The organism is Apilactobacillus micheneri, from assembly GCF_006493595.1.
GTDB classification, from domain to species: Bacteria; Bacillota; Bacilli; order Lactobacillales; family Lactobacillaceae; genus Apilactobacillus; species Apilactobacillus micheneri.
In genome coordinates this window covers 46785-72660 of the sequence record NZ_QUBI01000002.1, presented here as the reverse complement: position 1 = coordinate 72660, position 25876 = coordinate 46785, and the positions used below count along the sequence as shown (strand labels likewise).

The 25876-nt window shown below is 29.0% G+C and carries 27 protein-coding genes, 1 tRNA gene, 1 pseudogene and 2 other annotated features; of the genes and pseudogenes, 4 read left to right on the top strand and 25 right to left on the bottom strand.

Going from position 1 to position 25876, the window contains the following annotated elements:
- Window positions 1–17: 17 nt before the first annotated feature.
- From DY123_RS02225 to miaA, 7 genes are all read right to left on the bottom strand, one after another.
- Window positions 18–362: a ribosomal-processing cysteine protease Prp gene (locus DY123_RS02225; RefSeq protein WP_140923930.1), complete on the bottom strand. Its 345-nt coding sequence runs from the start codon at window positions 360–362 to the stop codon at window positions 18–20.
- A 14-nt stretch (window positions 363–376) separates the two neighbouring features.
- Window positions 377–685, bottom strand: a complete 309-nt coding sequence (rplU, locus tag DY123_RS02220) for a 50S ribosomal protein L21 (protein WP_105987746.1) — start codon at window positions 683–685, stop codon at window positions 377–379.
- Between the two features lie 19 nt (window positions 686–704).
- Window positions 705–782: a sequence feature (ribosomal protein L21 leader region), on the bottom strand.
- Between the two features lie 100 nt (window positions 783–882).
- Window positions 883–956, bottom strand: a tRNA-Arg gene (locus DY123_RS02215).
- A 57-nt stretch (window positions 957–1013) separates the two neighbouring features.
- The gene (locus tag DY123_RS02210; RefSeq protein WP_108982928.1) at window positions 1014–1520 is read right to left on the bottom strand and encodes a hypothetical protein; all 507 of its coding nucleotides are present in this window, start codon (window positions 1518–1520) and stop codon (window positions 1014–1016) included.
- A 108-nt stretch (window positions 1521–1628) separates the two neighbouring features.
- The gene (glnA, locus tag DY123_RS02205) at window positions 1629–2972 is read right to left on the bottom strand and encodes a type I glutamate--ammonia ligase (RefSeq protein ID WP_105964533.1); all 1344 of its coding nucleotides are present in this window, start codon (window positions 2970–2972) and stop codon (window positions 1629–1631) included.
- A gap of 34 nt (window positions 2973–3006) precedes the next feature.
- Entirely contained in the window at window positions 3007–3381 is a 375-nt protein-coding gene (locus DY123_RS02200) for a MerR family transcriptional regulator (RefSeq protein ID WP_105964532.1), read from the bottom strand.
- 87 nt (window positions 3382–3468) lie between these two features.
- Window positions 3469–4389: a tRNA (adenosine(37)-N6)-dimethylallyltransferase MiaA gene (gene miaA / locus DY123_RS02195; RefSeq protein WP_140923928.1), complete on the bottom strand. Its 921-nt coding sequence runs from the start codon at window positions 4387–4389 to the stop codon at window positions 3469–3471.
- A gap of 149 nt (window positions 4390–4538) precedes the next feature.
- On the opposite strand from miaA, the gene DY123_RS02190 reads away from it, so the two are divergent.
- Window positions 4539–4715, top strand: coding sequence for a DUF3042 family protein (locus tag DY123_RS02190; RefSeq protein ID WP_105955957.1), 177 nt, complete (start codon window positions 4539–4541; stop codon window positions 4713–4715).
- Between the two features lie 85 nt (window positions 4716–4800).
- Here DY123_RS02190 and DY123_RS02185 read toward each other — a convergent pair whose 3' ends face one another.
- From DY123_RS02185 to DY123_RS02155, 7 genes are all read right to left on the bottom strand, one after another.
- Window positions 4801–5181, bottom strand: coding sequence for a rhodanese-like domain-containing protein (locus DY123_RS02185; protein WP_140936388.1), 381 nt, complete (start codon window positions 5179–5181; stop codon window positions 4801–4803).
- Between the two features lie 29 nt (window positions 5182–5210).
- A complete protein-coding gene (locus DY123_RS02180; RefSeq protein WP_105964529.1) occupies window positions 5211–6179 on the bottom strand; it encodes an ROK family glucokinase in 969 nt (322 codons plus the stop codon).
- 12 nt (window positions 6180–6191) lie between these two features.
- Window positions 6192–6407, bottom strand: a complete 216-nt coding sequence (locus DY123_RS02175) for a YqgQ family protein (protein WP_105964528.1) — start codon at window positions 6405–6407, stop codon at window positions 6192–6194.
- Between the two features lie 26 nt (window positions 6408–6433).
- Window positions 6434–7039 carry a rhomboid family intramembrane serine protease gene (locus DY123_RS02170; protein ID WP_225426741.1) on the bottom strand — a complete coding sequence of 202 codons (606 nt, stop codon included), beginning with the start codon at window positions 7037–7039 and terminating at the stop codon, window positions 6434–6436.
- Between the two features lie 70 nt (window positions 7040–7109).
- On the bottom strand, window positions 7110–7637 hold the full coding sequence (locus DY123_RS02165; RefSeq protein WP_140923922.1) for a 5-formyltetrahydrofolate cyclo-ligase: 528 nt from the start codon (window positions 7635–7637) through the stop codon (window positions 7110–7112).
- 52 nt (window positions 7638–7689) lie between these two features.
- Complete coding sequence (gene rpmG / locus DY123_RS02160) at window positions 7690–7839, bottom strand: 50S ribosomal protein L33 (protein ID WP_105964525.1); 150 nt, start codon at window positions 7837–7839, stop codon at window positions 7690–7692.
- 142 nt (window positions 7840–7981) lie between these two features.
- Window positions 7982–10021, bottom strand: a complete 2040-nt coding sequence (locus tag DY123_RS02155) for a peptidoglycan D,D-transpeptidase FtsI family protein (protein WP_225427133.1) — start codon at window positions 10019–10021, stop codon at window positions 7982–7984.
- An 80-nt stretch (window positions 10022–10101) separates the two neighbouring features.
- Between DY123_RS02155 and DY123_RS02150 the strand changes: the two genes are divergently transcribed.
- Window positions 10102–12720: a YfhO family protein gene (locus DY123_RS02150; protein WP_140923919.1), complete on the top strand. Its 2619-nt coding sequence runs from the start codon at window positions 10102–10104 to the stop codon at window positions 12718–12720.
- Window positions 12721–12751: 31 nt separating this feature from the next.
- Here DY123_RS02150 and greA read toward each other — a convergent pair whose 3' ends face one another.
- The 8 genes from greA to DY123_RS02110 form a co-directional block, all read right to left on the bottom strand.
- Window positions 12752–13228, bottom strand: coding sequence for a transcription elongation factor GreA (gene greA, locus DY123_RS02145; protein ID WP_105955952.1), 477 nt, complete (start codon window positions 13226–13228; stop codon window positions 12752–12754).
- A 17-nt stretch (window positions 13229–13245) separates the two neighbouring features.
- Window positions 13246–13920 (bottom strand): uridine kinase, encoded by a 675-nt coding sequence (udk, locus tag DY123_RS02140; protein ID WP_105964521.1) that lies wholly within the window; start codon window positions 13918–13920, stop codon window positions 13246–13248.
- 21 nt (window positions 13921–13941) lie between these two features.
- The gene (gene mltG, locus DY123_RS02135; protein ID WP_108983152.1) at window positions 13942–15066 is read right to left on the bottom strand and encodes an endolytic transglycosylase MltG; all 1125 of its coding nucleotides are present in this window, start codon (window positions 15064–15066) and stop codon (window positions 13942–13944) included.
- Between the two features lie 23 nt (window positions 15067–15089).
- Complete coding sequence (gene pheT / locus DY123_RS02130) at window positions 15090–17501, bottom strand: phenylalanine--tRNA ligase subunit beta (protein WP_140923915.1); 2412 nt, start codon at window positions 17499–17501, stop codon at window positions 15090–15092.
- Window positions 17502–17513: 12 nt separating this feature from the next.
- Window positions 17514–18554, bottom strand: a complete 1041-nt coding sequence (gene pheS, locus DY123_RS02125; RefSeq protein ID WP_140923914.1) for a phenylalanine--tRNA ligase subunit alpha — start codon at window positions 18552–18554, stop codon at window positions 17514–17516.
- Window positions 18555–18591: 37 nt separating this feature from the next.
- Window positions 18592–18809: a binding site (T-box leader), on the bottom strand.
- 42 nt (window positions 18810–18851) lie between these two features.
- Window positions 18852–19193 (bottom strand): winged helix-turn-helix transcriptional regulator, encoded by a 342-nt coding sequence (locus DY123_RS02120; protein ID WP_105964516.1) that lies wholly within the window; start codon window positions 19191–19193, stop codon window positions 18852–18854.
- A gap of 12 nt (window positions 19194–19205) precedes the next feature.
- A complete protein-coding gene (locus DY123_RS02115; protein WP_140923912.1) occupies window positions 19206–19697 on the bottom strand; it encodes an HD domain-containing protein in 492 nt (163 codons plus the stop codon).
- A gap of 24 nt (window positions 19698–19721) precedes the next feature.
- A complete protein-coding gene (locus tag DY123_RS02110) occupies window positions 19722–20492 on the bottom strand; it encodes a TrmH family RNA methyltransferase (protein ID WP_140923910.1) in 771 nt (256 codons plus the stop codon).
- A 100-nt stretch (window positions 20493–20592) separates the two neighbouring features.
- Between DY123_RS02110 and DY123_RS02105 the strand changes: the two genes are divergently transcribed.
- Together DY123_RS02105 and yidC are read left to right on the top strand one after the other, a co-directional pair.
- Window positions 20593–20862, top strand: coding sequence for an acylphosphatase (locus DY123_RS02105; protein WP_140923909.1), 270 nt, complete (start codon window positions 20593–20595; stop codon window positions 20860–20862).
- A 60-nt stretch (window positions 20863–20922) separates the two neighbouring features.
- Window positions 20923–21858, top strand: a complete 936-nt coding sequence (yidC, locus tag DY123_RS02100) for a membrane protein insertase YidC (RefSeq protein ID WP_140923907.1) — start codon at window positions 20923–20925, stop codon at window positions 21856–21858.
- On the opposite strand, the pseudogene DY123_RS02095 reads toward yidC, so the two are convergent.
- The 3 genes and pseudogenes from DY123_RS02095 to DY123_RS02085 all read right to left on the bottom strand — a co-directional run bounded on the left by DY123_RS02095 (window position 21855) and on the right by DY123_RS02085 (window position 25854).
- A pseudogene (locus tag DY123_RS02095) lies at window positions 21855–23477 on the bottom strand (IS1182 family transposase). The gene yidC and the pseudogene DY123_RS02095 overlap by 4 nt on opposite strands.
- A gap of 152 nt (window positions 23478–23629) precedes the next feature.
- Entirely contained in the window at window positions 23630–25171 is a 1542-nt protein-coding gene (locus tag DY123_RS02090; RefSeq protein WP_140925409.1) for a HAMP domain-containing histidine kinase, read from the bottom strand.
- Complete coding sequence (locus tag DY123_RS02085) at window positions 25168–25854, bottom strand: response regulator transcription factor (RefSeq protein ID WP_105964510.1); 687 nt, start codon at window positions 25852–25854, stop codon at window positions 25168–25170. The genes DY123_RS02090 and DY123_RS02085 overlap by 4 nt, the downstream gene beginning before the upstream one ends.
- Between the last annotated feature and the right edge of the window lie 22 nt (window positions 25855–25876).

Genomic DNA, 25876 nt, shown 5'->3' with positions numbered 1-25876 from the left:
TTACACCTCCGTACAATTTAATCGTTTATTATATTTAATTTAATATATTTTGCATAACTTTTAGAAATATCAATCATTCCATTCTCAAAACTACGTAAAATAGCTTGAGAAGCAATCATATTATCATGATTTTTAGTATTAGGAATAGTTACCTCCATAAAGCCACCATCAATATCATTGCTTTTAACTTTAGGATCTAACTCAGCAACTTCATTCAACCCATTTACAGTAGTAATGGATAAAACTGAAACTGCAGCACAAACTATATCCTTACCATACTCTCCTGAATCAGCATGACCAGTTATTTTAAATGAATTTATATTATCATTCAAATTATTATGAGAAATAGTAACTTTAATCATTTTATCCTCTTTAATTATGCATTGATTGAGTCAATAGTAACCTTAGTGTATGGTTGTCTATGACCCTTCTTTGAACGAGCACCCTTCTTAGGTTTGTAACGAAGAATAGTAATCTTCTTACCACGACCGTGCTTTTCAACAGTACCTTCAACTGAAGCACCGTCTACTAGAGGAGTACCAACCTTAGCTGAGTCACCACCAACGAAAACAACTTGGTCAAATTTAACCTTGTCACCTTCATTTGCGTTTAACTTTTCAACGTAAATTGATTCACCTTCAGCAACTTTATATTGCTTACCGCCTGTTAAAATAATTGCGTACATAATGTGCACCTCCTTGAAATAATATGCTTAGACTCGCCGAAAATAAGCGTTCATTAATATGAAACTTAATACTCATTCCATGCGGTTGTAGCTGTGAAAGTCCACAAATACAACAACGTAAGTATACACATATTATAGTAATTAGTCAATAAAAAAACACATTACAATTTTGTAATGTGTTTTTAGAAAATAACTAATGTCGCAGAAGAGATTCGAACTCTTGACCTACGGTTTAGAAGACCGTTGCTCTATCCTGCTGAGCTACTGCGACAACAAATAACCAACAAAAATAATTATATTAAAAATATAGATAAGTGTCAACACTTTTTTAATTTTTATTAAAAAACTCTTTAGAAATATCATCAATACTTAAATTCATATCAACAATACCAAATTTATTAAAGATCTTCCATGCATATGTAAAATCTTTTTCACTATGGTTAAAAAAACTATTAATCATCATCTTTTTAATAACCAAATAAACATTGCTAAACTCTTTATCAGCTTTATTTTTAAACAGTTTATTTTGCTCGTCATCAGAGATAATAATAAGATGGTTCCAATTCTTTAAATTTGCTACTAAAAAGAAAAGATTCATGCTTTCAGTAAAATCCTTTATCATAGTATTTTTATAATTGGTAATATCAATATTCATATTAGAATTAGATAAAATACTAAATCTTTTAGAATCTTTAGCCAACCTAGATAGACTAATATCTAAATTAATATATGCCTTTTGCAATCGATTGTTTTTGTTTACAGCAAAATTACTTTTTTGCTCAGATAATCTAAAATCAGCTACTGATTTTTTTAACATTTCCTCAAAATTAAACAAACTACTCACTTCCTTCAAAACAACTTAAAATTTTAACATTAATGAAAATAAATTCAAGAAAAAAAAAGAGATTATAAATAAATATAATCTCTTTTAAAAATCAATATTTTAATATTGTTCCATGTATTGGTCTCTTTCCCATTCGGAAACTTGTGCACGATATGCATCATATTCCAAATGCTTAGCAGCTAAGAAACTATTAAAAATCTTCTCGCCCAATGCATGTTTCATAGTCTTATCAGAAGATAATTCTTTAAGTCCATCTAATAGGTCATCTGGTAAGTTAACAATTTGATTATCTTTTCTTTCTTGAGCATTCATATGATAAATATTTCTATCAACACTCTTTGGTGGAACAATTTCATTTCTTAATCCATCTAATCCAGCTTCTAATACAGAAGCAATTGCCATGTATGGATTAGCTGTTGGGTCAGCACTTCTTAATTCTAGTCTAGTTGCCAATCCACGAGCATTAGGAACTCTAATTAATGGTGAACGATTTGATCCAGACCAAGCTACATAAACAGGTGCTTCATATCCAGGAACTAAACGTTTATATGAGTTAACAATTGGATTACAAATAGCAGTATAACTCTTAGCATGTTTCATTAATCCACCTAAGAAATGATAAGCAGTTTCAGATAATTGTAATTCACCATCTTTATCATAAAAAGCATCCCCATCATTGTTAAACAATGACATATTTAAATGCATACCTGATCCATTAATACCACTTAATGGTTTTGGCATAAATGTAGCATAAAGTCCGTGTTTTCTAGCAACCGTTTTAACAACTAATTTAAATGTTTGAATATTATCAGCAGCGTTCAAAGCATCTGCATATTTAAAATCGATTTCATGTTGTCCAGGAGCCACTTCGTGATGGGCAGCTTCGACATCAAAGCCCATTTCTTCAAGAGTTAAAACAATATCTCGACGACAATTTCCACCTAAATCTAGTGGAGCCATATCGAAATAACTACCATGATCATTCAACTTTGTAGTTGGTTTTCCATTTTCGTCCATCTTAAATAAGAAGAATTCAGGTTCAGGTCCAATATTAAATGAAGTATATCCTGCATCTTTCATATCCTTTAAAACACGAATTAAGTTATTACGAGGATCTCCTTCAAATGGTTCACCGTTAGTTTTATAAACTTCACAAATCACTCTAGCAATTTTGCCTCTTTCTGAACTCCATGGGAAAATCATCCAAGTTGAAAGATCTGGGTGTAAGTACATATCACTTTCTTCAATTCTAACGAAACCTTCAATAGATGAACCATCAAACATTAATTTGTTATCAAGTAAATCATCTAATTGACTAATTGGAACTTCAACATTTTTTAATGTTCCTAAAACATCGGTAAACATTAGTCTTAGGAATTTAACGTCTTCTTCTTTTACGATTCGACGAATATCGTCTTTTGAATAATCATGTTTTGTAGCCATTTAACTCTACCCCTAACATTTTGATTAGATTTAATTAAAAAGAATTATTGCCTTTAACGTCTTTTGAGTTTAAGCCACCAACGTTTAACAATTCATCAGATAGTAATCTCCTTGCTTCTTGGTCTGATAATTTGTTGCTAGAACCGCTATTAAAAGCTTCCTGCTTTCTCTGTTCATAAACATTCTTAATTTTAGAAATATTCATACCATCAGATATATAGTCTTTAATTTCCAAAATTAAATCGATATCATTTAAAGAATACATCCTTCGATTTCCCTCATTTCTTTCTGGAGAAACCAAGCCTTGTTCTTCATAATATCTAATTTGTCTAGCAGTTAAATTAGTAAGTTTCATAACAGTACCTATTGGCAAAACTGATAATGAACGTCTTAAGTCTTTTTCTTTCATAAATAACTCCCTCTAATAATTTTATAATAACATTATAATTAAGTATGTCAAGTTAATATGTAACATAATATAACATGAGACTGATTACTAACTCTTTTTCCATTTAATAATGTCTTTTTTTATTGTATCAATTTGATTATTATCAGATAAAATGTCATACCATGTCACATCCATTTTATTTCTAAACCATGTAAGTTGTCTTTTGGCATAATGTCTTGAATTTTTTTTAATCAAATCTTTTACATCAGAAACCAACATATTTCCATTAAAATATTCATTAAATTCTTTATAACCAATACCCTTACATGCAGGCAATGATAATCCGCCATGTTGATACAGCCATTTATTTTCTTCCAAAAGTCCTTCATCAAACATAAGGTCCACTCGTTTATTAATACGATCATATAGCAATGAACGATTAGTATTCAAAGCAATAATATAACTATCGATTTCATTATCATAGTTATCAGATTGGGCAGAAAACTTTTTACCAGTTTTTTTATAAAATTCTAATGCTCTAATTATACGCCTGTCATTGTTAACTGGAATGTTAATTGCTGCATCATGATCAATTAAATCTAACTCTTTCCATAAAGCATATTTACCATTTTTAACGGCTTTTTTATGCATCAAAACCCTTAATGAATTATCAACTGAAGAACCTGCTCCAAAATTAAATCCATCAACAAGAGACTGTAAATAAAATCCAGTACCACCAACTATAATTGGCAATTTATTTTTATTAGATATTTCTTTTATTAATTTTTTAGCATCAGATACAAAATCAGAAGCAGAATATGTTTCTTCAACATTTTTAATATTAATAAGATGATGCTTAATACCTTGTTTTTCTTTTTCCGTAACTTTGGCAGTACCAATATTTAAATTACGATATATTTGCATTGAATCTCCAGAAATAATCTCCCCATTAAATTGTTTAGCCAATTTAATAGACAAATTAGTCTTTCCAACAGCCGTTGGTCCAGCTATTATTAAAACTTTATACATAAAATCACATCATTTCGTTTAAATAATCAGTATACTCATAATAATAAATTATTGAATAAAAATAAACACAAAACTGGATATATTAGTACAAATCTTGCATAATAGAATTGTATATAACTTATACATAAACAAATAAGGAGGGTATTATGATGAAAAAATTTGGAAACGGATTCTTTCTTGGGGTATTAGCAACATTAAGTGCTGTTGTAGGTGCATTATTCTCTTTCAAGAAAACAGTTGTTGAACCTGTTGAAAATCATGAACAAAAACTTGATGAAAATAGAAAAAGAGTTTTGCGCAAACAACGTTCAGCTCACTTAAACTAAAAAATAATTTAAGGTAAAAAATAAACCTATTTAAAGTCACTCAGTATTTTGACTTTAAATAGGTTTATCTTTTATTGTAAAGCATTTATTTTTTAGTCTTACCGTTCCAATTACGATAACCACTTTTTAAGATATAAAGTTTTTTATATCCTTTTTTATTTAGTAAAATCGCAGCTCGCATACTAATAGTCATTCCTTGATCATATAAGTATACAGGCAAATCAGATCTAATATTACCATAAAAGGTTTTAAGAGTTGAATATGGCATACTTCTTGCACCTAAGACATGTCCAGCATCAAAATCTCTAGTTTCTCTAAGATCAATTATTTGGCCACGATGACTACCCTTTTGAAATTCATCTTCACTAACTATTTTAGCAGCATTTTTAGCTCTTAACCTGGTTGAAAGATTAATAGCAAAAAAGGCAACAATAATTAATAAAACTATCATAAGTGAAGAAATCATTATGATTCCCCCTAATTAAATTATTTATTTTAATTTTTGGCATTTCTTAAAGCTAATGATCCAGCACCAATAACTCCAGCATCATTACCTAATTGAGCTAGACGAATCTTGGTAGAATCACGAACTGGTCTAAATGCATTTTCTTGGAAATATTTAGTAGTTGGTTGTAATAAAGTATTACCAGCGTTTGAAACACCACCACCAATAACAATGTTGCCTGGATTTAATGTATTACCAACGTTAGCTAATGCTAAACCTAAGAAATAGCATACACGATCTACAACTTGATTTGCAAAAATATCGCCATTATCTGCTAAGAAGAAAACAATCTTAGAAGTAATTTCTTCCCCATTAATAATCATTTCTTTAAGTCTAGAATTCCCAGTGAATTCAGTAGATAAACTTTTAGCAACATTAACTACTCCTGTAGCAGAAGCGTATTGTTCTAAACAGCCTCTTTTACCACAAGTACACATAAATCCACCAGGTTCAACGGTAATATGACCAATTTCACCAGCACCACCATTAACACCATGTGCTAGTTCTCCATTGATGATAACACCACCACCAACACCAGTTCCTAAAGTAACAAATACTACATCAGAATCTTTACTACCAGCACCTTGCCAATATTCTCCAAGAGAAGCAACATTAGCATCATTGTCTACTGAAAAAGGAAGTCCTAATGCTTGTTCGATTTGATCTTTAATATTTTGAGTAGTCTTCCAATTTAAATTATAAGCACCAACAACTGTTCCATTTGCACGATCTACTGAACCTGGAGTTCCCATACCGATTCCTACAAAGTCATCGATTTTATGATCAGAGTTTTCCATTTTTTGAGTAATAGACTTAATAATGTTTGGAACAATTTTACTTCCGTTAGCGCTTACATCTGTAGTAATAGCCCACTTATCTAAAATTTCACCGCTATCAGTTAAAAATGCTAACTTTGTAGTAGTTCCTCCTAAATCAATTCCAATCAACTTACGTACCATTGTAGATTCCTCCTAAATATTATTATCCTTAGTTTTATTTTCTTCGATTCTATGTTCATGTTTCAAAACTAATTTAGCCTGTAAGAATTCTTCTTTAGTTATTACTTTGGATTCATGTAAATGGTCTAATTCTAACGCCATTACTTCAATGTCCCATAGTCTTTTACCTACATAAACATAGATACCAAATTTTTTTAATAATTGCTGCACATCATACAACGTATTCATTGTCCCACATCCTAAAAAAAAATGCACTAATTATTTGACATATATCCAGTCTTTAGACAAAAAATTATTATAATCATTAATACTACAAAAGATAATATTTTTTTAGACTTATTCATTTTATAATTTGGAATACCTATAAAATATGGTATAAAGAATCCGCCAATTAATCCGCCTAAATGTCCAGCTATATCAATACCTGAGCTTAACAAGTCAAAAACGATATTAACAATTATTAATAATAAAAAGCTTTGTGACATTTGTCTAACCGCAAAGTTATCACGAAAGTTTTCACCTAACATTAAAAATACACCAAATAATCCAAAGATGGCAGTACTTGCACCTGCACTTAATCCGCTTGAAAATGCAAAGCTTATAATATTACCCATTATACCTGAAAGCATAAAAATAGTTAAAAATCTGATATGCCCAAATATTTTTTCAATTTGAATTCCAACATAGTACAAACTAATTCCATTCATTAGTATGTGCAAAAAGCCAAGATGAATAAATATTGGCGTAATAAATCTCCACCATTCACCATAATATATAATTAGTGGCTTAATCATTGCGCCATTAGTAATAATTATCTGGCTAGTATTAGTTAAAAGTCCAAATAGGTAAATAAAGGCCATTATAATTAATATAAGTTCAGTGAAAAAAGGCCTTTCATCCATTTTTCTGTAAAAATTTGAATTTTTCAATTCAATATATAATTGTTTTAACTTTCTGATCAAAATCATCTACTTTCCAAATTGGTTGACGATATATTTGTTCTGGAAGCCCTATAGAAATAGTATGACCCGAATATTTCTTTAAAATTCGATCATAAAAGCCTCCACCAAAACCTAATCGATCGCCAGTTTCAGTTGAAAAAGCTATTCCTGGAACAATAATTAATCCAATATCGTTTATAGGAAAGCTTGCTCCTCCAACTGGTTCATATATACCAAAAGAACTTTTTTTTAAAATAGTTTTTTCATCACATTCAATAAATATCATAACATTTTTAGAAACAACTTTAGGAATTAAAATTTTTTTATTATCTCTCAATGCTTTTCTGATAATTGGTTTAGTATCAAATTCAAAAGGTAAGCTCATAGTTATAGCTATAGAATTACTGTTTTTCCATTCTAATCTACTAAATAAATTATCATATATTTTATCTAAACCATTATAATTATTTACTTTCAAACTATTAATAATTTCTTTTCTAATATCAGATTTCATCATTTATATATTACCCCAAGATATAAAAAAAGGATTGGGCTTTAAACCCTAATCCTTATTTTGTTTCACGATGTAATGTAACTTTTCTTTGACGTGGACAATATTTCTTTAATTCCAAACGGTCAGGATTGTTACGACGGCTCTTAGTAGATAAGTAATTACGTTCGTGACATTCTGTACATTCTAGTGTAATGTGTACTCTCATTAGTGTTACACCTCCAAATTTACTTTATTTATAATTTATAGATATAAACAACTGTCAACTTTTAATATATTATCATTTTTTTAGCGATTTGACCAGAGTTTATATAAATATTGTTAAGGAAAATTACTTAACACCTATATTTTTATTCTAAACCTTTATCTGATTGGACATATTTCCAATAAGCAGCATATATTTGTTTAGCTAAATTAATATTATTACTTTCAGCATCATCTGGCAAATTAGGAATAGCAAGTGCAACAACAACTTGTGGATTCTTAGATGGAGCAAATGATCCTAAACTTAAAGTAACTGTACTTTGTTTATCATAAAATGTTTGGGCAGTACCCGTCTTAGCTGATACTTCAGGTTTAATTTGGTTCAAATCAATACCTGTTCTATATTGACTTGTTCCATGCACAACTTTATAAAAACCATCTGTAACGACTTTTCTTTGTGCCGGGGTCATATCTACCTTATTTAAAATATCAGGTGTAACTGAGTACTTTATTCTGCCCAATTTACCATCTTTATTAGAATCCCTAATATTTTGCACTACATGTGGTTTGATTCGATATCCTCCATTAGCAATGGTAGAAATATATTGAGCCACTTGCATTGTTGTATAACCATCATAGTTACCATATGATAAATCAAGTGCTTTCCCAATATTAGAGAAACCTCCAGGTCCTTGTATTCCCTTAGTTTCACCAGGTAAATCAATTCCAGTTTTAACACCTAATCCAAATTGATTAAAGTAACCTCTTTCAATGTCAAAAGCATCTGGATTCATAGTTAATGGAGCTCCAGAAAAGTAATGGAACTTGGCTTCTTTCATAGCTAACTGCATCATATAAGAGTTAGATGAAACTTCAAGAGCTGTTGAAGCATCAACTGGTAAATTGGCTGAACCATTGTGATTAAACCATGAACTCTTTTTAATGCCACCAGTTAAAATGGGCTTATCAGTTAGTGTTGAATTAGTTGGAGTAATCACATTATCCATTAATGCTCCTGATACTGTGGCCCCTTTAACTACAGAACCCATTGTAATAGCACTATTAATTGTTCCTAATGCATTTGGAGTTAATTTACCAGTTTTAGGATTTCTATTAACTCCTCCCATACCTACAACAGATCCATCTTTTGGATTCATAACAACAGCATATGCTCCGGTAGAATTACCAGACATTTGAGCATTTTCTACTAGCGATTGTAGTTTCTTTTCAAATTGAGAGTTAATGGTTAATTGAAGATTATCTCCTTTTTGGCCTCCATATTGTTGTACTGCTTTATCTAAACTGCCACTCTTAATTAAAGTCTGAGATTTAGATCCTCTTAGTGCTGGTTCATATTCTTGTTCTAAGTAACTTTGCCCAACACTATCATTTCTTGAATAGCCTTGAGATAACAAAGTATTAATCCGATCAACTGGCAATCCCGTCTTTTCAGAAGAAACTGTTCCTACAACACTTTGAATAGCATTACCGTTAGGATATTCTCTAGTCCAACTATTACCAATTTGGATTCCTGGCATATCTGTTAGATGTTCTCCAACCTCAGATAATTCTTTATTAGTAACCCCAGTTGTTTTAATAAAGGTTGTTGACAATTGGTATGCACCACTCATTTTTTGAAAAATAGTAGCTGCATTTTTATAATTATTAATATTATTATACATTTTATCAGCTTGTACTTTATCAAGAGATGCATTGTATTGAGTATCTGGAGTTGAATTAGCAGGCAGCTTCAACTGACTTTCAACTGCTTTTAAATTATCGGGATTAGATAAATAATATTCTGCCGCTTGTCTAGATGTTAATGCACTAGAGTCTACATGCAAATATTTGCTTAATTTGTTAGCGATGTTATAAAGATCATTAGTAGTAACCCCTAATTCTTTGGTATATTGAATGGCTTGATGAGCTTTATTACCAACTAAAACTCTCCCAGATGAATCATAAATCATCCCTCTTTGCACATTTCCATACTTAATAGAGTTATCAGATCTATTAACTTCTGCTTTATATTGATTTCCATTAACAACTTGTAGATATGCTAATTGAATCACCAAAATAATAAATAAGGCTCCAACAATAAATAAAATAATATTTAAACGAAAAGGAACCCTCGAATTAATATTCTTGTCTTGGTGATGAAATATTTTTTTAAGAAAACTATTCAAGGTTCTCAAAGCTCCTTGCTATAAATTTTTTAATGTCTTTAAATGTTATTATATAATATATGTAAAAATAAACATAATTAATGAAAGGAATGATAATAATCAATCATATTAAAAAGTTTACAAGAAATAACCTACCATTAATTTTAAGTTTTTTTACTCCATTTATCATTATGGCATGTTACTTTGCTTATCGCAATATGTTTCCTTTTGGTAACGGAAGCATTTTAACAGTCGACTTAGGACAACAATATGTTGATTTTTTTGCATTTTATAAAAGAACCATTAATAGCTTAAATATACATAACTTTTTTTATTCTTTTGCAAATGGATATGGTGGTGAAATGATTGGCATCTGGTCATATTATTTAATGAGTCCATTAAATTTAATAATTGCAATTTTACCAAAAAGTTTTATGAACGGTAGTTTATTATTAATTACTTTATTAAAATATGGATTATCAGGATTAAGTTTTGGCTATATGCTAAATAAAAAAGGCTTCGAAAAAAATATAATAATAACAACATTTTCCACTGCATATGCATTAAATGGCTGGATTATTGCTAATCAGTTAAACATAATTTGGCTAGATGCAATGATGCTACTACCAATTATTGTTTTAGGAATAGACAACATAATTAATAAAGACAAATCCAAATTATACATCTTATCGTTATCAATAATGATGATCGTAAATTACTATATGGCATATATGGTCTGCATTTTTTCCTTGCTATATTTTATAACGAATTATGCTATATATTATAAAAGTAAAATAAAGCATAAATACCAAATTATATTAAAATATTTTGGGGCAAGCTTAATATCATTTATGCTTTCAGCATGGTTAATAATTCCAAACATACTAGAACTTCGAACCGGAAAAGCGTCATATACCGTTAATAATTTTAACTGGAAATTAGAATATAATCCTATCGATATGCTTTCTAAATTAATGAACGGAGCATTTAATTTTAACCAAATGCCCAGCGGCTATCCTAATATTTTTGTAGGTAGTCTGGTTTTAATATCTGTTCTAGCATTTTTCTTTAACCATAAAATAAAGTTGCATTTTAGATTGTTATATCTATTTTTAACTTTTGTATTTTTAATATCTATGTGTTTTGAACCATTAGATTTAGTTTGGCACGCTTTTCAATTTCCTATCTGGTATCCATATCGTTTTTCTTTTATTTTTTGCTTTTCAGTTACATATTTAGGCGCTATTGGATTTAGTAACTTACCTAATAAAATTGACAATAAAATAACGATAAAGATAGCAATCATGTTAATAATCATATTATTAACTGTCGGAATAAAAATCAATAATTTTACATTTTTGTCACCAATGAAATATGTTGTTTCAGTTTTATTAATAGCGATCATGTTTGTCATAGTAATAATTTCCAGAATAAATAATTCTAAACTGTATATAATTAGTATTTTTATAATTACTTGTTGTGATATGGGAATTAATGCTTTTAACTCATTAAATAGTATCTCATATGTAAATAATAGTGATTATTCTTCATATAATAAAATTTTAAATGAACAAATCAATAAGATTAGTAAAAATGATAAATCATTTTACAGGATTAATAAAAATTTCTATAGAACTCAAGATGACCCTATGGAATTAGGCTTTAATAGTGGATCCATATTTTCATCAACGATGAATAAAAATAATGCTAACTTTAATTCAAACATTGGAAATCCTAATAATACCGGCTCTATTAATTATTCTAATGGTACTTTAATTACAGATTCATTATTAAATTTTAAATATTATTTGTCATTTAATGGTAATTATAAAAACTATCCAATGATTCAAAAATCAGCAAATAGATACGACATATTAGACAATAGAAAAAGAAAAAATGATTTTAATATAAAAAGAAATAATTTGAGTTTACCTTTAATTTTTGGTGTTAATAATATTATTAAAAATATAACGAGTACAACAAATCCTATTGATTATCAAAATAATATAGTAAAACAAATATCAGCATCTAACAAAAATGTATTTAATGTTGATAATAATTATAAAGTGAAATTCAAAAATATTTATAATACACCATCTTTAAGCCAATCAATTTTGAAAAAAATTGATCCTCTAAAAAGTGCGTCAGTAGAAATAAATTATCATTATAGAAATCAATATATTCCCTATATAGTATTACCAAGTAATTTAAGTCCTAATATTTGCTCTATATTTATTGATGGTGAAAAAATAACATCACCTAAGAATTTTCAAAATTCATTAGTATATAGTCTTCCCAAAAAAGATGGAACTATAGACATTAATTTTAAAAGGCAAAGTATATTTACCAATAACTTTGGAATATATAATCTGAATTATAAAAAATTCAAATACGATATTTCAAAAATTAAACATCAAAATATCATATCCAATAATAAAGATATGATATCTTCTAATGTTGATTTAAATAAGAACGGCAGTTTGTTAACATCAATTCCATATTCAGATGGTTGGCATGTAAAAATTGATAATAAAGAACATGATAAATCAAAGTGGTTAGGAGAATTTATAAGTGTTAAACATATAAAAAGAGGAAAACATCATATTGAAATATATTATTATCCAAGAGGACTTAATTTAGGAATAATCATTACAATATTAACAATTATTTTTATTAGTATTAAAAGTATAATTAATGAAAAGGATAATAAAAAGGATTAGGCAAATAGCCTAATCCTTTTTATTTTATATATTATTTAACTTCAATAATTTTAACTTGCATATCACCAGCAGGAATTTCAATGGTAACTTCTTCATTAGTCTTATGACCCAATAATCCCTTAGCAATTGGTGAATCATTAGAAATTTTACCAGACATTGGATCAGCTTCAGCAGCCCCAACAATTTGGTATGTTTCAGGATCTTCATCTGGTAATTCTTTAAAAGTAACTGTTTTACCAACATTTACAAGATCTTTATCAACATCTTCATTATCAACAACTTGAGAATATTGCAACATATGTTCTACAGTAGTAATTCTACTTTCTAGCATACTTTGTTCATTCTTAGCTGATTCATATTCAGAATTTTCAGATAAATCACCATAACTTCTAGCAATTTTAATTCTTTCAATAATCTTTGGTCTTTGGTTTAATCTTAAGTCTTCCAATTCATCTTCAAGTTTCTTTTTACCTTCAAGAGTCATTGGGTATGTTTTATCTTCAGCCATACTAAATCTCCTTTAAATTAAATTGTTGTATCTATATTATTTAATACTTTATTATTACCATGCTTCAATAAAATTGATTGAATTTTTGTGGTTAATAAATCAATAGCAACTTGATTTTTACCACCTTCCGGCACAATTATATCAGCATAACGTTTACTTGGTTCCACAAATTGATTATACATTGGTCTAACAGTTTCTAAGTATTGTTGAACCACTTCATCCAACGTACGTCCTCTTTCCTTTGTATCACGTTGAATTCTTCTTAAAATGCGAATGTCATCATCAGTATCAACAAACACCTTAATATCCATTAAATCTCTTAAGCGTTTGTCATCTAAAATCAAAATACCTTCAAGGATAATTACATCTCTAGGTTCTTGAGTAATGGTTTTATCACTACGGTTTAATTTTGTATAGTCATACACTGGCTTTTCAATTGATTCATAATTCAATAATTTGTGTAAATCATCTATTAACAAATCAGTATCAAATGCTAACGGATGATCATAATTAGTTTCTTCTCTTTCGGCCCAAGTTTTGTGAGACTGATCCTTATAGTAAGAATCTTGTTGAAGTATCATTATTGAATGACCTAATAATTGATTAAAAATTGCACGACTTACAGTAGTTTTTCCACTACCAGAACCGCCAGTTACCCCGATAACAACAGGACGTTTTTTATTTTCTACCATAGTAATCTCTCCAAATCAATTTTATCTCATATAATTATTGTTCTTAACTACTGAACTAGTGTTAACCAAATTACTAGAAAATACAACTTTATTCTTTTTAGGGTCAATGTAAAAATGTAAATAATTTTTATCCATATTCTTAGGATTCAACACTGCCTTAACAGAATTTATACTTGGATTACTAATTGGTCCAGGTCCATATCCAGTATGTTTAAATAAATTATAAGCAGATTTAATCTTATAATCTTTTTTGTCAATTTTTTGATTAAAACTTTTCCCACTAGCATACAAAATAGAGGATTTCATTTCAAGTGGTAATCCATTATTTAAACGATTTAATAATACTCCAGCAATTTGCTGTCTATCAAATTCACTATATCTTTCTAATTCAATCATTGAAGCCAAACTTAATACTTGTTGCACTGAAAAACCTTTTTTATTAATTTCTTTATAATAAGGCTTTAATTCATTATTAGTTTTATCTAACATTTGTTTTATTAGATCTTTTAGTGAAACATCATTTTGAGAATTATAAGTAGCTGGATATAGATATCCTTCTAACTTATATTTTGTATCTTTAGCATTAAATGATGACTTAAGCATATCTGGATATTGTTTTTTTAACTGTGACAAATATTCTTTATCATTCATTAAATTCATGAATTCCGAGCTTGAATATTTACTATTGCTATTAATATTTTTAGATATTTGCTCGATATTATCGCCTTCCCTAATAAGAAAGCGACCGTAACGACCTTGTAAAGGTTGAGCTGATCCACCCTTTTCTAATTTTTTAGCAATTAAATCTAAACTCATAGATGGTGAAAATTCATAATATCCTGCTTTTAAATTGGAATAGTGATGGCTATTAACGAAATAGTCAAAAACCATTCCACTTTTCACAATATTTTGATCTTGTAAAATAGATCCAATTTTCTTATCGGAAGCACCCATTGGAATATTAATTTGTACTACACTTTTATCATGAGAATTAAGTGGTTGCAATGATCTATTCAAATATTGATGACCTAAGAAAAATATGAAGCATCCTAATATTATCAAAATTCCAATAATAGTAAAACTAATTTTTCTTCCTAAATTTTTGTGCTTCTTGGGAGAATCATTGGATTTTAATTTATTAGCCAATTTTATTCCTCCATATTTTTAAACTAACGAACTTCAATTTCAAATTCTTTTTCAAGATTTCTTTGAATCTTATCCATTGCCTTATTTACATCATCATCAACTAATGTATCTCGTTTATTTTGGAATATTAAATTATAAGCCATTGACTTTTTACCACTTGGAACATGTTCACCATTGTATACATCAAATAGGTTTACATCTCTCAAGAATGCTCCACCACGTTTATTAATAACTTTCAAAATATCATTATTAGTAACATTTTCATCAATTAAGATGGCAATATCTCTTGAAATAGAAGGATATTTAGAAATAGATTCATAACTTTGATCAGTCTTAGGCAAATCATTCAATAATTGTAAATTCAAATCAAACACATAAGTCGTATTAATCTTAAATTTTTTGGCAATATTAGGATGAACTTCACCAATAAATCCAACATAATGTCCATGAATCATAATATCAGCTGTTCTACCAGGGTGCATTTCTGGATAGTCTGCATTGGCAACATATTCAACTTGATTAATAAATCCAATTGTTTCTAAATATTTATCAACAATTCCTTTAATTTGATAGAAATCAACTTCTTTTGCTTTTTCATTCCAAGTACTACGTAACAATGAACCAGTAATTGCTCCAGAAATGTGTTCTATTTCTGAAGGTCTAACCTCATTTTCATTTTCTTTGTAAAATACTCTTCCTTGTTCATACAAAGCAACATCATGAACATTTCTTGCCTTATTATATGCAATATCATCTAATAAACCAGTAACTAAGTTCATTCTTAAAGTTTCATGATCATTAGTCATAGGATAACTTAAATTTGTTTCAAATGATTTTTGCATCATAAACATTTTAGCTTTGTCTTGGCTAGTTAAAGCATAAGAAATAGCATGAGTTAATCCTAAGCCTTCTAATATACTTCTACTATTACGAATTAGTTGTTGTTTTGGTTGTAATTTTCCAGTTGTCATTGTAGTTGTTGGTAATGTTGAAGGAAGATTGTCATATCCATAAATTCTAGCTACTTCTTCAATTAAATCAGCATCGATATGAATATCCCAACGACGTGTTGGTACAGTAATTACAAAAGCATCCCCATCAACTTTAGTATCAAAACCTAATCGTTCAAATATATCTTTTACTTGTTCACTTGAAAGATTTGTTCCCAAAACATGGTTTATTTTAGTTAAAGTAATGTTTACTACAACTGGTTGAGCATTAAATTCACTACCGTTTAAAGTATCATCACAAACTTCACCATTAGCCAACTCATTACTCATTTGACAAGCATTTTCCATTACTTCATCTAGACCGCCACGATTAATACCACGTTCAAATCTTTGTGAAGCTTCAGTGTGGATAACATGTTTACGAGCCATTTTTCTAACTTTAATTGGATCAAACACTGCACATTCAAATAATACGTTTTTAGTATCGTTAGTAATTGAGGTATCAATTCCACCAATAACCCCGGCTAATGCAATTGGGCGATCATCGGCAACCACAATATCATTTTCGTCTAAGTCCACTTCATCTTCAGCTAAAGTAGTAATTTTTTCACCCTTTTTAGCATTTCTAACAGAAATATTATTGCCACGTAATTTATCTAAATCATATGCATGCATAGGTTGACCAAATTTAAGCATTAGATAATTAGTAATATCAATAATGTTATTAATTGGTTTAATACCAGCATTCCATAAACGAATTTGTAACCATAATGGGCTTGGCTTAATTTCAACATTATTAACAATACGATTTTTATATGTTAAAGCAATTTGGCTGTCAACATCACTACTAATTTGATCAGCGGTCTTTTTACCAGAAGTTTTTTGAACTTTCACATTGTCGAACTTAGCTGGCTTATTATAAATGGCTGATAAATCATGAATAGTACCATACATGCTTAACATGTCACCACGATTAGGAGTAACATCTAAATCTATTAATTCATCATCCATCCCTATATATTTGTACACATCGTTACCAACTTTAGCATCTTCAGGTAAAAAGTAAATTCCATCAGCCCATTCTTTAGGCACAACATCTTTTGGATAACCAATTTCATCTAATGCACATAACATTCCATTTGATTGGATGCCACGCATCTTAGATTTTTTAATTTTAATATTGTCGGCAATACGAGCACCTGATAATGCAACTATTACCTTTTTACCTTTTTCAACATTAGGAGCACCACAAACAATTTGTACTGGTTCATCATCACCCACATCAACTTGACAAATATGTAAATGATCAGAATCAGGATGGTCTTCTAAGTTCAAAATTTGTCCAACAACAATTTTTTTAAGTCCTTCACTAGGTTTTATAACAGAATCAACTTCAACAGAAGAACGTTCAATTTTTTCGGCTAATTCATCAACTGGAATATCTAAGTCAATATATTCCTTAAGCCATTTATAAGATACTCGCATATAAAATTCTCCTTAATTAAATTGTGATAAGAAACGTACATCATTTAGATAGAAATCACGAATGTCGTCAACACCGTATTTCAACATTGCAAAACGATCTGGGCCTAAACCAAATGCAAATCCACCATAAGTTTCAGCATCAACACCAGCCATTTTTAGAACATTAGGATGAACCATTCCAGCACCTAACACTTCAATCCATCCAGTATGCTTACATACTTCACAACCCTTACCATTACATTTAAAACATGTAACATCAGCTTCAACTGATGGTTCAGTGAATGGGAAGTAACTAGGTCTTAGTCTAATGTCATATTTATCACCAAATAATTGATGTAATAAATATTCTAAAGTACCCTTTAAATCAGCCATTGTAATATGTTTATCAATTACAATCCCTTCAACTTGATGGAATTGATGAGAATGAGTAGGGTCATCAGTATCACGGCGATAAACAACTCCAGGAGAAATCATCTTTAAGGGTCCTTTAGAAAAATCATGTTTTTCTAAAGTTCTAGCTTGCATTGGAGAGGTTTGTGTTCTCATCAAAATATCTTTAGTAATATAAAAAGTATCTTGCATATCTCTAGCGGGATGATTTTTAGGTAAATTCATCATTTCGAAGTTATATTTATCTTCTTCAACTTCTGGTCCACTTAACACTTCATAACCCATACCCATGAACATATCAGAGATTTCATCAATAATTGATTGAATAACGTGTGGATGACCTTTAGTTACGGAATCCCCAGGTAGTGTGACATCAATTTTTTCTGATGCTAGCTTCTTATTCAAAGCAATAGTTTCTAATTCTTCTTGCTTCTTATCTAAAGCAGTTTGAATATCATCACGAATCTTATTAGAATAACTACCCACTTTTGGACGTTCTTCAACTGGTAAATCTTTAATTCCTCTTAAAGCTTTAGTAATAAGGCCCTTCTTACCTAATAAATGAACTTTTATTTCATCGTTCATTTTTTTGACATCAGTTGCATTTTCAATATTTTTTAGACCATCATCACGTAATTTGGTCAAATCATCTTTTAAACTCATAAATTTCTCCCTTCATACATAAAAAAAGCTCCATCCCATAAGGGACGAAGCTTCGCGGTACCACCCTAGTTTATGAAAATATCAGAATAAATTCATACACTCAATCTTCATAACGGCAATTAACCGGATAATTTTTGTTATTAATAACTCCCAATATCAGCTCAGAAAATGAATTCAACTAATCTATTGATTGATCTCAGTATACACAATCTTCCTGTGAATATTAGTCTACTACTTTTTCTTCGTCACTCTTATTTAAAATAATAATGCAATTTAAAACTCCGGTCAAGATAAGTTTTATAATTTATACCATTTATCTGACCATTTATGGATTTCATACATAATAGGTTCTAATTCTTTACCCCTTTTAGTTAATTCATATTGAATTAACGATGAATCCTTAAAAGTGTTTCTAGATACAATGTTATCTTTTTCTAGTTCTCTAAGTCTTTCAACTAAAACACGATCACTACATTTATCAATAGTTTTAGCAATCGTCTTAAATCTTTGAGGACCATTAACTAATAATGTTTCTATAATTAATCCATTCCATTTTTTACCTAGAATAGAAAAAGTTTTTTCAAATTTTGGACATAAATTACAGTCAAGTTCTGACTGTAATTCTTTACTTGATTCCAATATTATTACCCCTTACAAACTTTTAGTACTAAATATTTGCTTAATGTTCCTATATTTAGGTGCAAAATATTCTCTTACAGCATCGTAATCATCAACTAAAGAAACAATAACACTTTCAGCATACTTGGGTTTACTTAAAGTAAGTCCCCACATATGCTTAATAATAATATCTTTTTCCTTGTCATTTAAGTTAGTTATCTTTTCAGCATTACGTAAAGCAATTCTAGGATGCATATATGCATGTGAACCTAAATGAAATTTATCGGTTCTCCAATCATAATAAAATAAATCATGTAATAATCCGGCTCTAGCAGTTGACTTAGCATCTAAATTAAAGTTTTTTGCGATTTGATAACTTTCATAAGAAACATCAATACAATGCTTTAGTCTAGTAGATGAATGATGCTGAGTATAATTAGACAGCTCTTTTACCATTGATGAATTCAATAAGTCAGAAACATAAGACATATAAACTTTATCATTTTTCCATGCTTTTGTATTCATGCAAAGTATCTCCCTTATTTAAAATTATTTTTTTAAATGAAACATTAATATGCCAGATGCAATAGCGACATTTAATGATTCCGCGTTTCCCTTAATAGGAATATATAAATTTTTATCTGTTATTTTAAGTAGATCATCTTGCATACCATTTCCTTCATTTCCCATAATTAATGCAAAATTATCACTAGGAACAATTTCACTGTAAATAACAGCGTTTTCGTTTAATTCACTACCATAAACTTGATAGTTTTTATTTTTTAATATATCTATCCAATATTGTAAATTACCTTCAATTATTTTTAAATGAAATTGACTTCCTTGCATAGATCTTAAAACTTTAGGATTAAATTGACTAGATGTTCCCTTACCAAAAATAACCCCACTCATACCAGCAGCATCTGCTGTTCTAACCATCGTTCCAATATTACCTGGATCTTGTATATTATCCAACAATAACCAGGATCCATTAATATTAGTTTCATTAATATCTTCTTTACTAGGAAGCCCTACAATCGCAAAAATTCCTTGTGGAGTGATAGTGGATCCTAAATGATTAGCCACTTCATCGTTTATTTCTATTAACTCACCATTATAGTGTGATAGTTCATTTTGATGTAGAGACAATTGTTTTGTTGTTGTTAATATTACTTTTACATCTTGATTGGTATTTAATGCTTCATTTACTAAATGCCAACTTTCAAGAAGATAAGCAGATTGTTTTTCTCTGCCCTTTTTATTATTTAATTTTTTCCAAGCTTTTATTCTGTCATTTTTAACAGAAACTATTTTTTCCATAGTAAGGATTAGCCCCTTTTAATATAGTAACTTATTCATATTATTTTATCACAATACTATAATAATATATAAATGATTGCAAAAAGTGAGGTAATAATTTATGAAACAAACCGTTAAATTTATAATAAAAGGAAAAGTTCAAGGCGTTGGTTTTAGATGGTCAACAAAAAATTGGGCAGATAAAATTAATGTCAAAGGCTATGTACAAAATCTTTCAGATGGATCAGTAAAAATTGTGGCTAATATTAAAGATGTAAACAGTTTTATAAATGGTATAAAATCATTAAATAATCCTTTTATTAACATAATAAATATAGATTACACTTTATTGAATTATAAAGAATATAAAACTTTTTCAATTAAAATTTAATTTAGTAACACATTTCTGGTATTATTAGTAAATGAAAAAAGTTAGGAAAGGTTTTTATAAATGAAGAATTTAAAGAAATATAGTGTTCTTTCATTTGTTGGTCTTGCAGCATTAACATTAACTGGTTGTGTTAGACAAGATGGGTCTGGTAAACCATATGGACTAACATATGAATATTTAGCATTACCTGCTCAACACATTTTGGATTTTATAGCAAAGTTTGTTGGTGGATATGGATGGGCAATTATTCTTTTAACAATAATTGTTAGAATGATTTTATTACCCGCTATGATCAGTCAGATGAAAAAGTCTACTATGATGCAAGAGAAAATGAGTTTTGTTAGACCACAAATGAAAAAGATTCAAGAACGTCAAAGAAATGCTAAGACTAAAGAAGAACAGATGCAAATTCAACAAGAAATGATGCAACTGTATAGAAATAATAATATTAGTATGACTGGTGGAATTGGTTGCTTACCACTAATAATTCAAATGCCAATTTATATTGCATTATATAATGGTATTCGTTTTTCCCCAGAAGTATCACATACAATGTTTTTAGGTATTAAATTAGGAGATAAAAGTTTAATCTTAGTTGCCCTTTCATTTGTTGCTTATATTATTCAAGGATACCTAATGACACTAGGTTTACCTGAAGATCAAAAGAAACAAATGAAAATGATGTCATATATCACTCCTGTTATGATTGCATTAATTACTTTTAGTGCTCCTGCAGGACTAGGATTTTATTTCTTTGTAAGTGGTATATTTGCATGTATTCAAACTCTTATTATTAACTTGTACCGTCCAAAAATTAAAAAAGAAGTGGCTGCACAAGCCAAAGAACAGGCAGATCAAGAAAAGCAAGAAATTCACGACATTACAGAAGAAGATTCAACGTCTATAAAGGATGATTCTCAAGAAAAAGCCATTGAAAGCAAAAAAAATACTGACTTGAGAAAGCGAAATTCTGGAAAACAAAACAATAAACATTAATTATAAAATAAAAGGGGGCTGTGACATAAGTCTCTACAAAAACAGGATTTACGTTTGATATTTAACGTAAATCCTGTTTTTGTATATAATTGTATAAAATTAATGACTTTCGTCATTAACTTTCTTATGTTTAATGCCATTATGGCAAACCCAGCTTCTTTTTTTACCTTTTCGATTCCCCTAACGGAGAATCTATTAAAACGCAAAGAAGCCTTTAGTCTACCAAAAACTGATTCTACATCTATTTTTCTTTTTGCGTAGATATCATTTGTTTTCGGTGCTAAAAGCAATTCTTTTTGTTTATTTTTAAAATATTCCCATGCATAATTAATTCTAATTTTTCTGTTATTGCCAGATTTGGTTAATGCATTAGAGTTTATATTTTGATTAATATCATATTTTTCAGCTTCATATTCTTTAATTGATGCTTATCAGTTCTTTTACAATAAGCATTAAAATTAAATCGAACACCATTAGGATCTAGGTAATAGTCATCTTTTGCATTGTAATACCAATTCATGACCTTACGGTCATCACTTTTCCATTTACGACTTTGTTTTCTTTTAACATTGTTCCATAGGGAATTAAAGGAATGTGATTGGTTAGTTTATCTTCTATAAAGCGATAATTACTTTCAGATCCATAACCAGCATCGGCAACAATGTATTTACCTAAACTATTATTCTTAATTTGTTTATTTAAGAACGGAATTAAAGTACGAGTATCAGTGGGATTTTGATAAATATCAAAATTAGTTATGAATTGTCCACTAGTAGCAATTTGTAAATTATAAGCAGGTTTTAAGTTGTCCATTTAACATAGGATCTTTCTTAACACGCATAAAAGTAGCATCATGATCGGTTTTAGAATAACTATTACGGTTATCAAAAATTTTATTAGTTTCTTGATATTCAACTAGCTTATCTTTGCGAAAACGAAGTTTTCTTTTAATAGATTTTAACTTACGACGTCTTTGCTTATTAGAATTAGATGATAACTTTTTATTCTGTTTAATTTGATCATTTAAATCCGCTAAGCAATTTTCTAAATGTATAATAATTTCATCTAACTCACTTGTTGAAATATCAGAGCCATCTGGAATTTCACCCACATATTTAACATCATTCATGTCATGTAGTAATTTTATGATCGCTTCGCGATTTAATTTATCGAATCTGATTATATTTTTACGCCAAACAAAAGAATACTTATTAGCATTCGCTAGTATTTTAGTCCCATCAATAAAACTTACATCATCAATATAATAATTTTTTCTGAGATATTTAGTTAATTGATTCATGTATTTACTAATTAAATTTTCTGCTTCATCTGAAATCCTAAATCGACAGATTGTTCGATATGAAGGAAATGAATTTTTAGTTAACCAACGTGCAGGTAAATTTTCTTCTGCCAACTCACTAATTTGGCGACTACTAAAAATTCCTTTTGAATAGGCAAATTAAGGTTAATTTTAATAGTGACCGTAGGTCATATTTTCGTGGTCTACCAAATATATATTTTTCTTCTAAACCAATCATTTCAACAATTTGATTGATAATTTTTACTTGATGATTATTTTTAGGTTGCCAATTTTGAATATTTAAAATATAATTATTCATTGAAATTTCCTTTCGTTGGGAGAATTTATTGAAACGATATCGGTTGTGTCGATATCGTTTTTATTATACATAAATAATGCTCGTTGGAAAACTTAAGTTCCAACGAGCATTATTTTTAAGAGACTTATGTCACAGCCTCCTTTTATTTTAAGTTATTCTTTCTTATCATCTAATTTTTTAATATGTTCAATTTTTTCTTTACTTAACAAAGGAAATGAAATTGTAAATATTGAACCATATCCAGCAGAACTTTCTACAGAAATTTTTCCGTGATAAGCTTCTACCAATCTTTTAGCAATAGATAAGCCTAAACCATTGCCACCTTGATTACGGCTTCTGGCCTTGTCGACACGATAAAAGCGATTAAAAATTTTATTAACGCTATCTTGACTAATACCCTCACCAAAATCTTGAACAGCAATATCAACATACCGATATTTTCTAGATAATGAAATATGGACTTCTTTACGATCTTTTGAATATTTAACTGCATTATCCAATAAGATAATAAGGATTTGTTCTAAATGGTTACGATAAATTTGAATAATAGTTTCCTTATCAATATCATCATCTAAGTTAAAAGTATAATCTGGATGAATCATTTTAAAATCATTAAATTCTTGATGAACAATATCCTGAACATCAGTTAATTTGTTATTATAATTAATTTCGACTTGTTCAGCTCTTGAGAGATCAAGCATTTCTTGAACCAAACTTTTCATACGATTAATTTCATCAATTGAAGATTGAATAGATTCATCTAAAATTTCAGGATCATCTTTACCCCATCTAGATAACATTTTTAAATGCCCTTGAATAACGGCAACTGGAGTTCTCAATTCATGAGACACATCTTCAACAAATTGTTGTTGTTGATCAATATAACGTTGCATAGTATCAAGCATATCATTAAAAATATTTCCCAGATCAGTTAACTCATCATTTTGATTAAGCCTAGGTACCCTAACATTTGTCTCTGGTGAATCGTTTACACTACTTATCGTATCAGAAATCATTTTAATTGGCCTTAACATATATGCAGCTAATACATATGATAATAATGAAGCAAAAAACACACCTAATAACAATATTACAATTAATATTATCATTAATTTTTTAGTATAAATGTGATAATCAACTAAATTATTTATAACCCTTAAATAACCTATCTTGTTACCAGTTTTTTTAGAATAGATTGGTGTTTCTTCAATTAATGAATAATTGTTATTATAAATACTATTTTTATCAATTTTACTATTTATATGACCAATTTTCATAAATTTCTTTTCGGTTTGTTTAGAAAAAAAGATAGGATTAGCATCTTTATCAAAAACATTAACTATTATGTCATCTCTGGAAATACTACTAAATAAAGAATTTGAATGAACTCCATCTTCATTCTTAGATTTATTAATATTTTCATTATGAGGACTAAGTATACTTATAACTTCTTTTTCTGAAAGGTTATCATTAAATCCTGTCAATTTTCCAGATAAAGCACTTAAAGTTTCACTAGTATGAACTGATTCTTGATTTAATAAAACATCAGAAAATCTATTATAGATTAAGAAAGAAAAAATAGATAAAATTAAGAAAATTATGATGGCAGAACCAATAGACCATTTCCATTTAATAGATATCCATTTATTTTTGCCATTCACATTATCAACTTTACCGTATTTTTTTACAATCATGACCTCATCACATACCCAGTGCCTCTAACAGTTTGAATATAACTTTTTTGATCGCTACGATCAATTTTGTTTCTTAAGTATCTAACATATACATCAACTACATTGGTTTCAGCATTAGAATCATATCCCCACACTTGATTAAGTAATACATCTCTAGCTAACACCACGTTCACATTTTCCATTAATGTTAATAAAAGTTCATATTCACGTTTAGTTAAATCTATGATATCTTCACCGCGTTTGACAATGCGACTTTCTTTTTCAACAGTAATATCTTTAAAATGAACAACTTTTTGATTTTCAGTTTTTTCATCGCCTTCAATATTAATACGACGCAATAAAGCACGAACACGAGCTAATAATTCTTCAATAGCAAATGGCTTTACGATATAATCATCAGCACCATGATCAAATCCAGAAACTCTATCAATAACTGAATCTCTAGCAGTCATAATAATAATTGGAGTATTTTTCTTTTCTCTCAATCTTCTGGCTACTTCCATACCATTTAGTTTAGGTAACATTAAATCAAGTAATATAATGTCAAAGTCTTCATTAATGGCATCATCTAATCCGTCTCTACCGTTGACCGCTACCTTGGTTTCATAACCTTCATGTTTAAGTTCTAGTTCAACAAATCTAGATAAACTTTTTTCGTCTTCTACTATTAAGATTCGACTCATACGAGTACACCCCTAAATAATT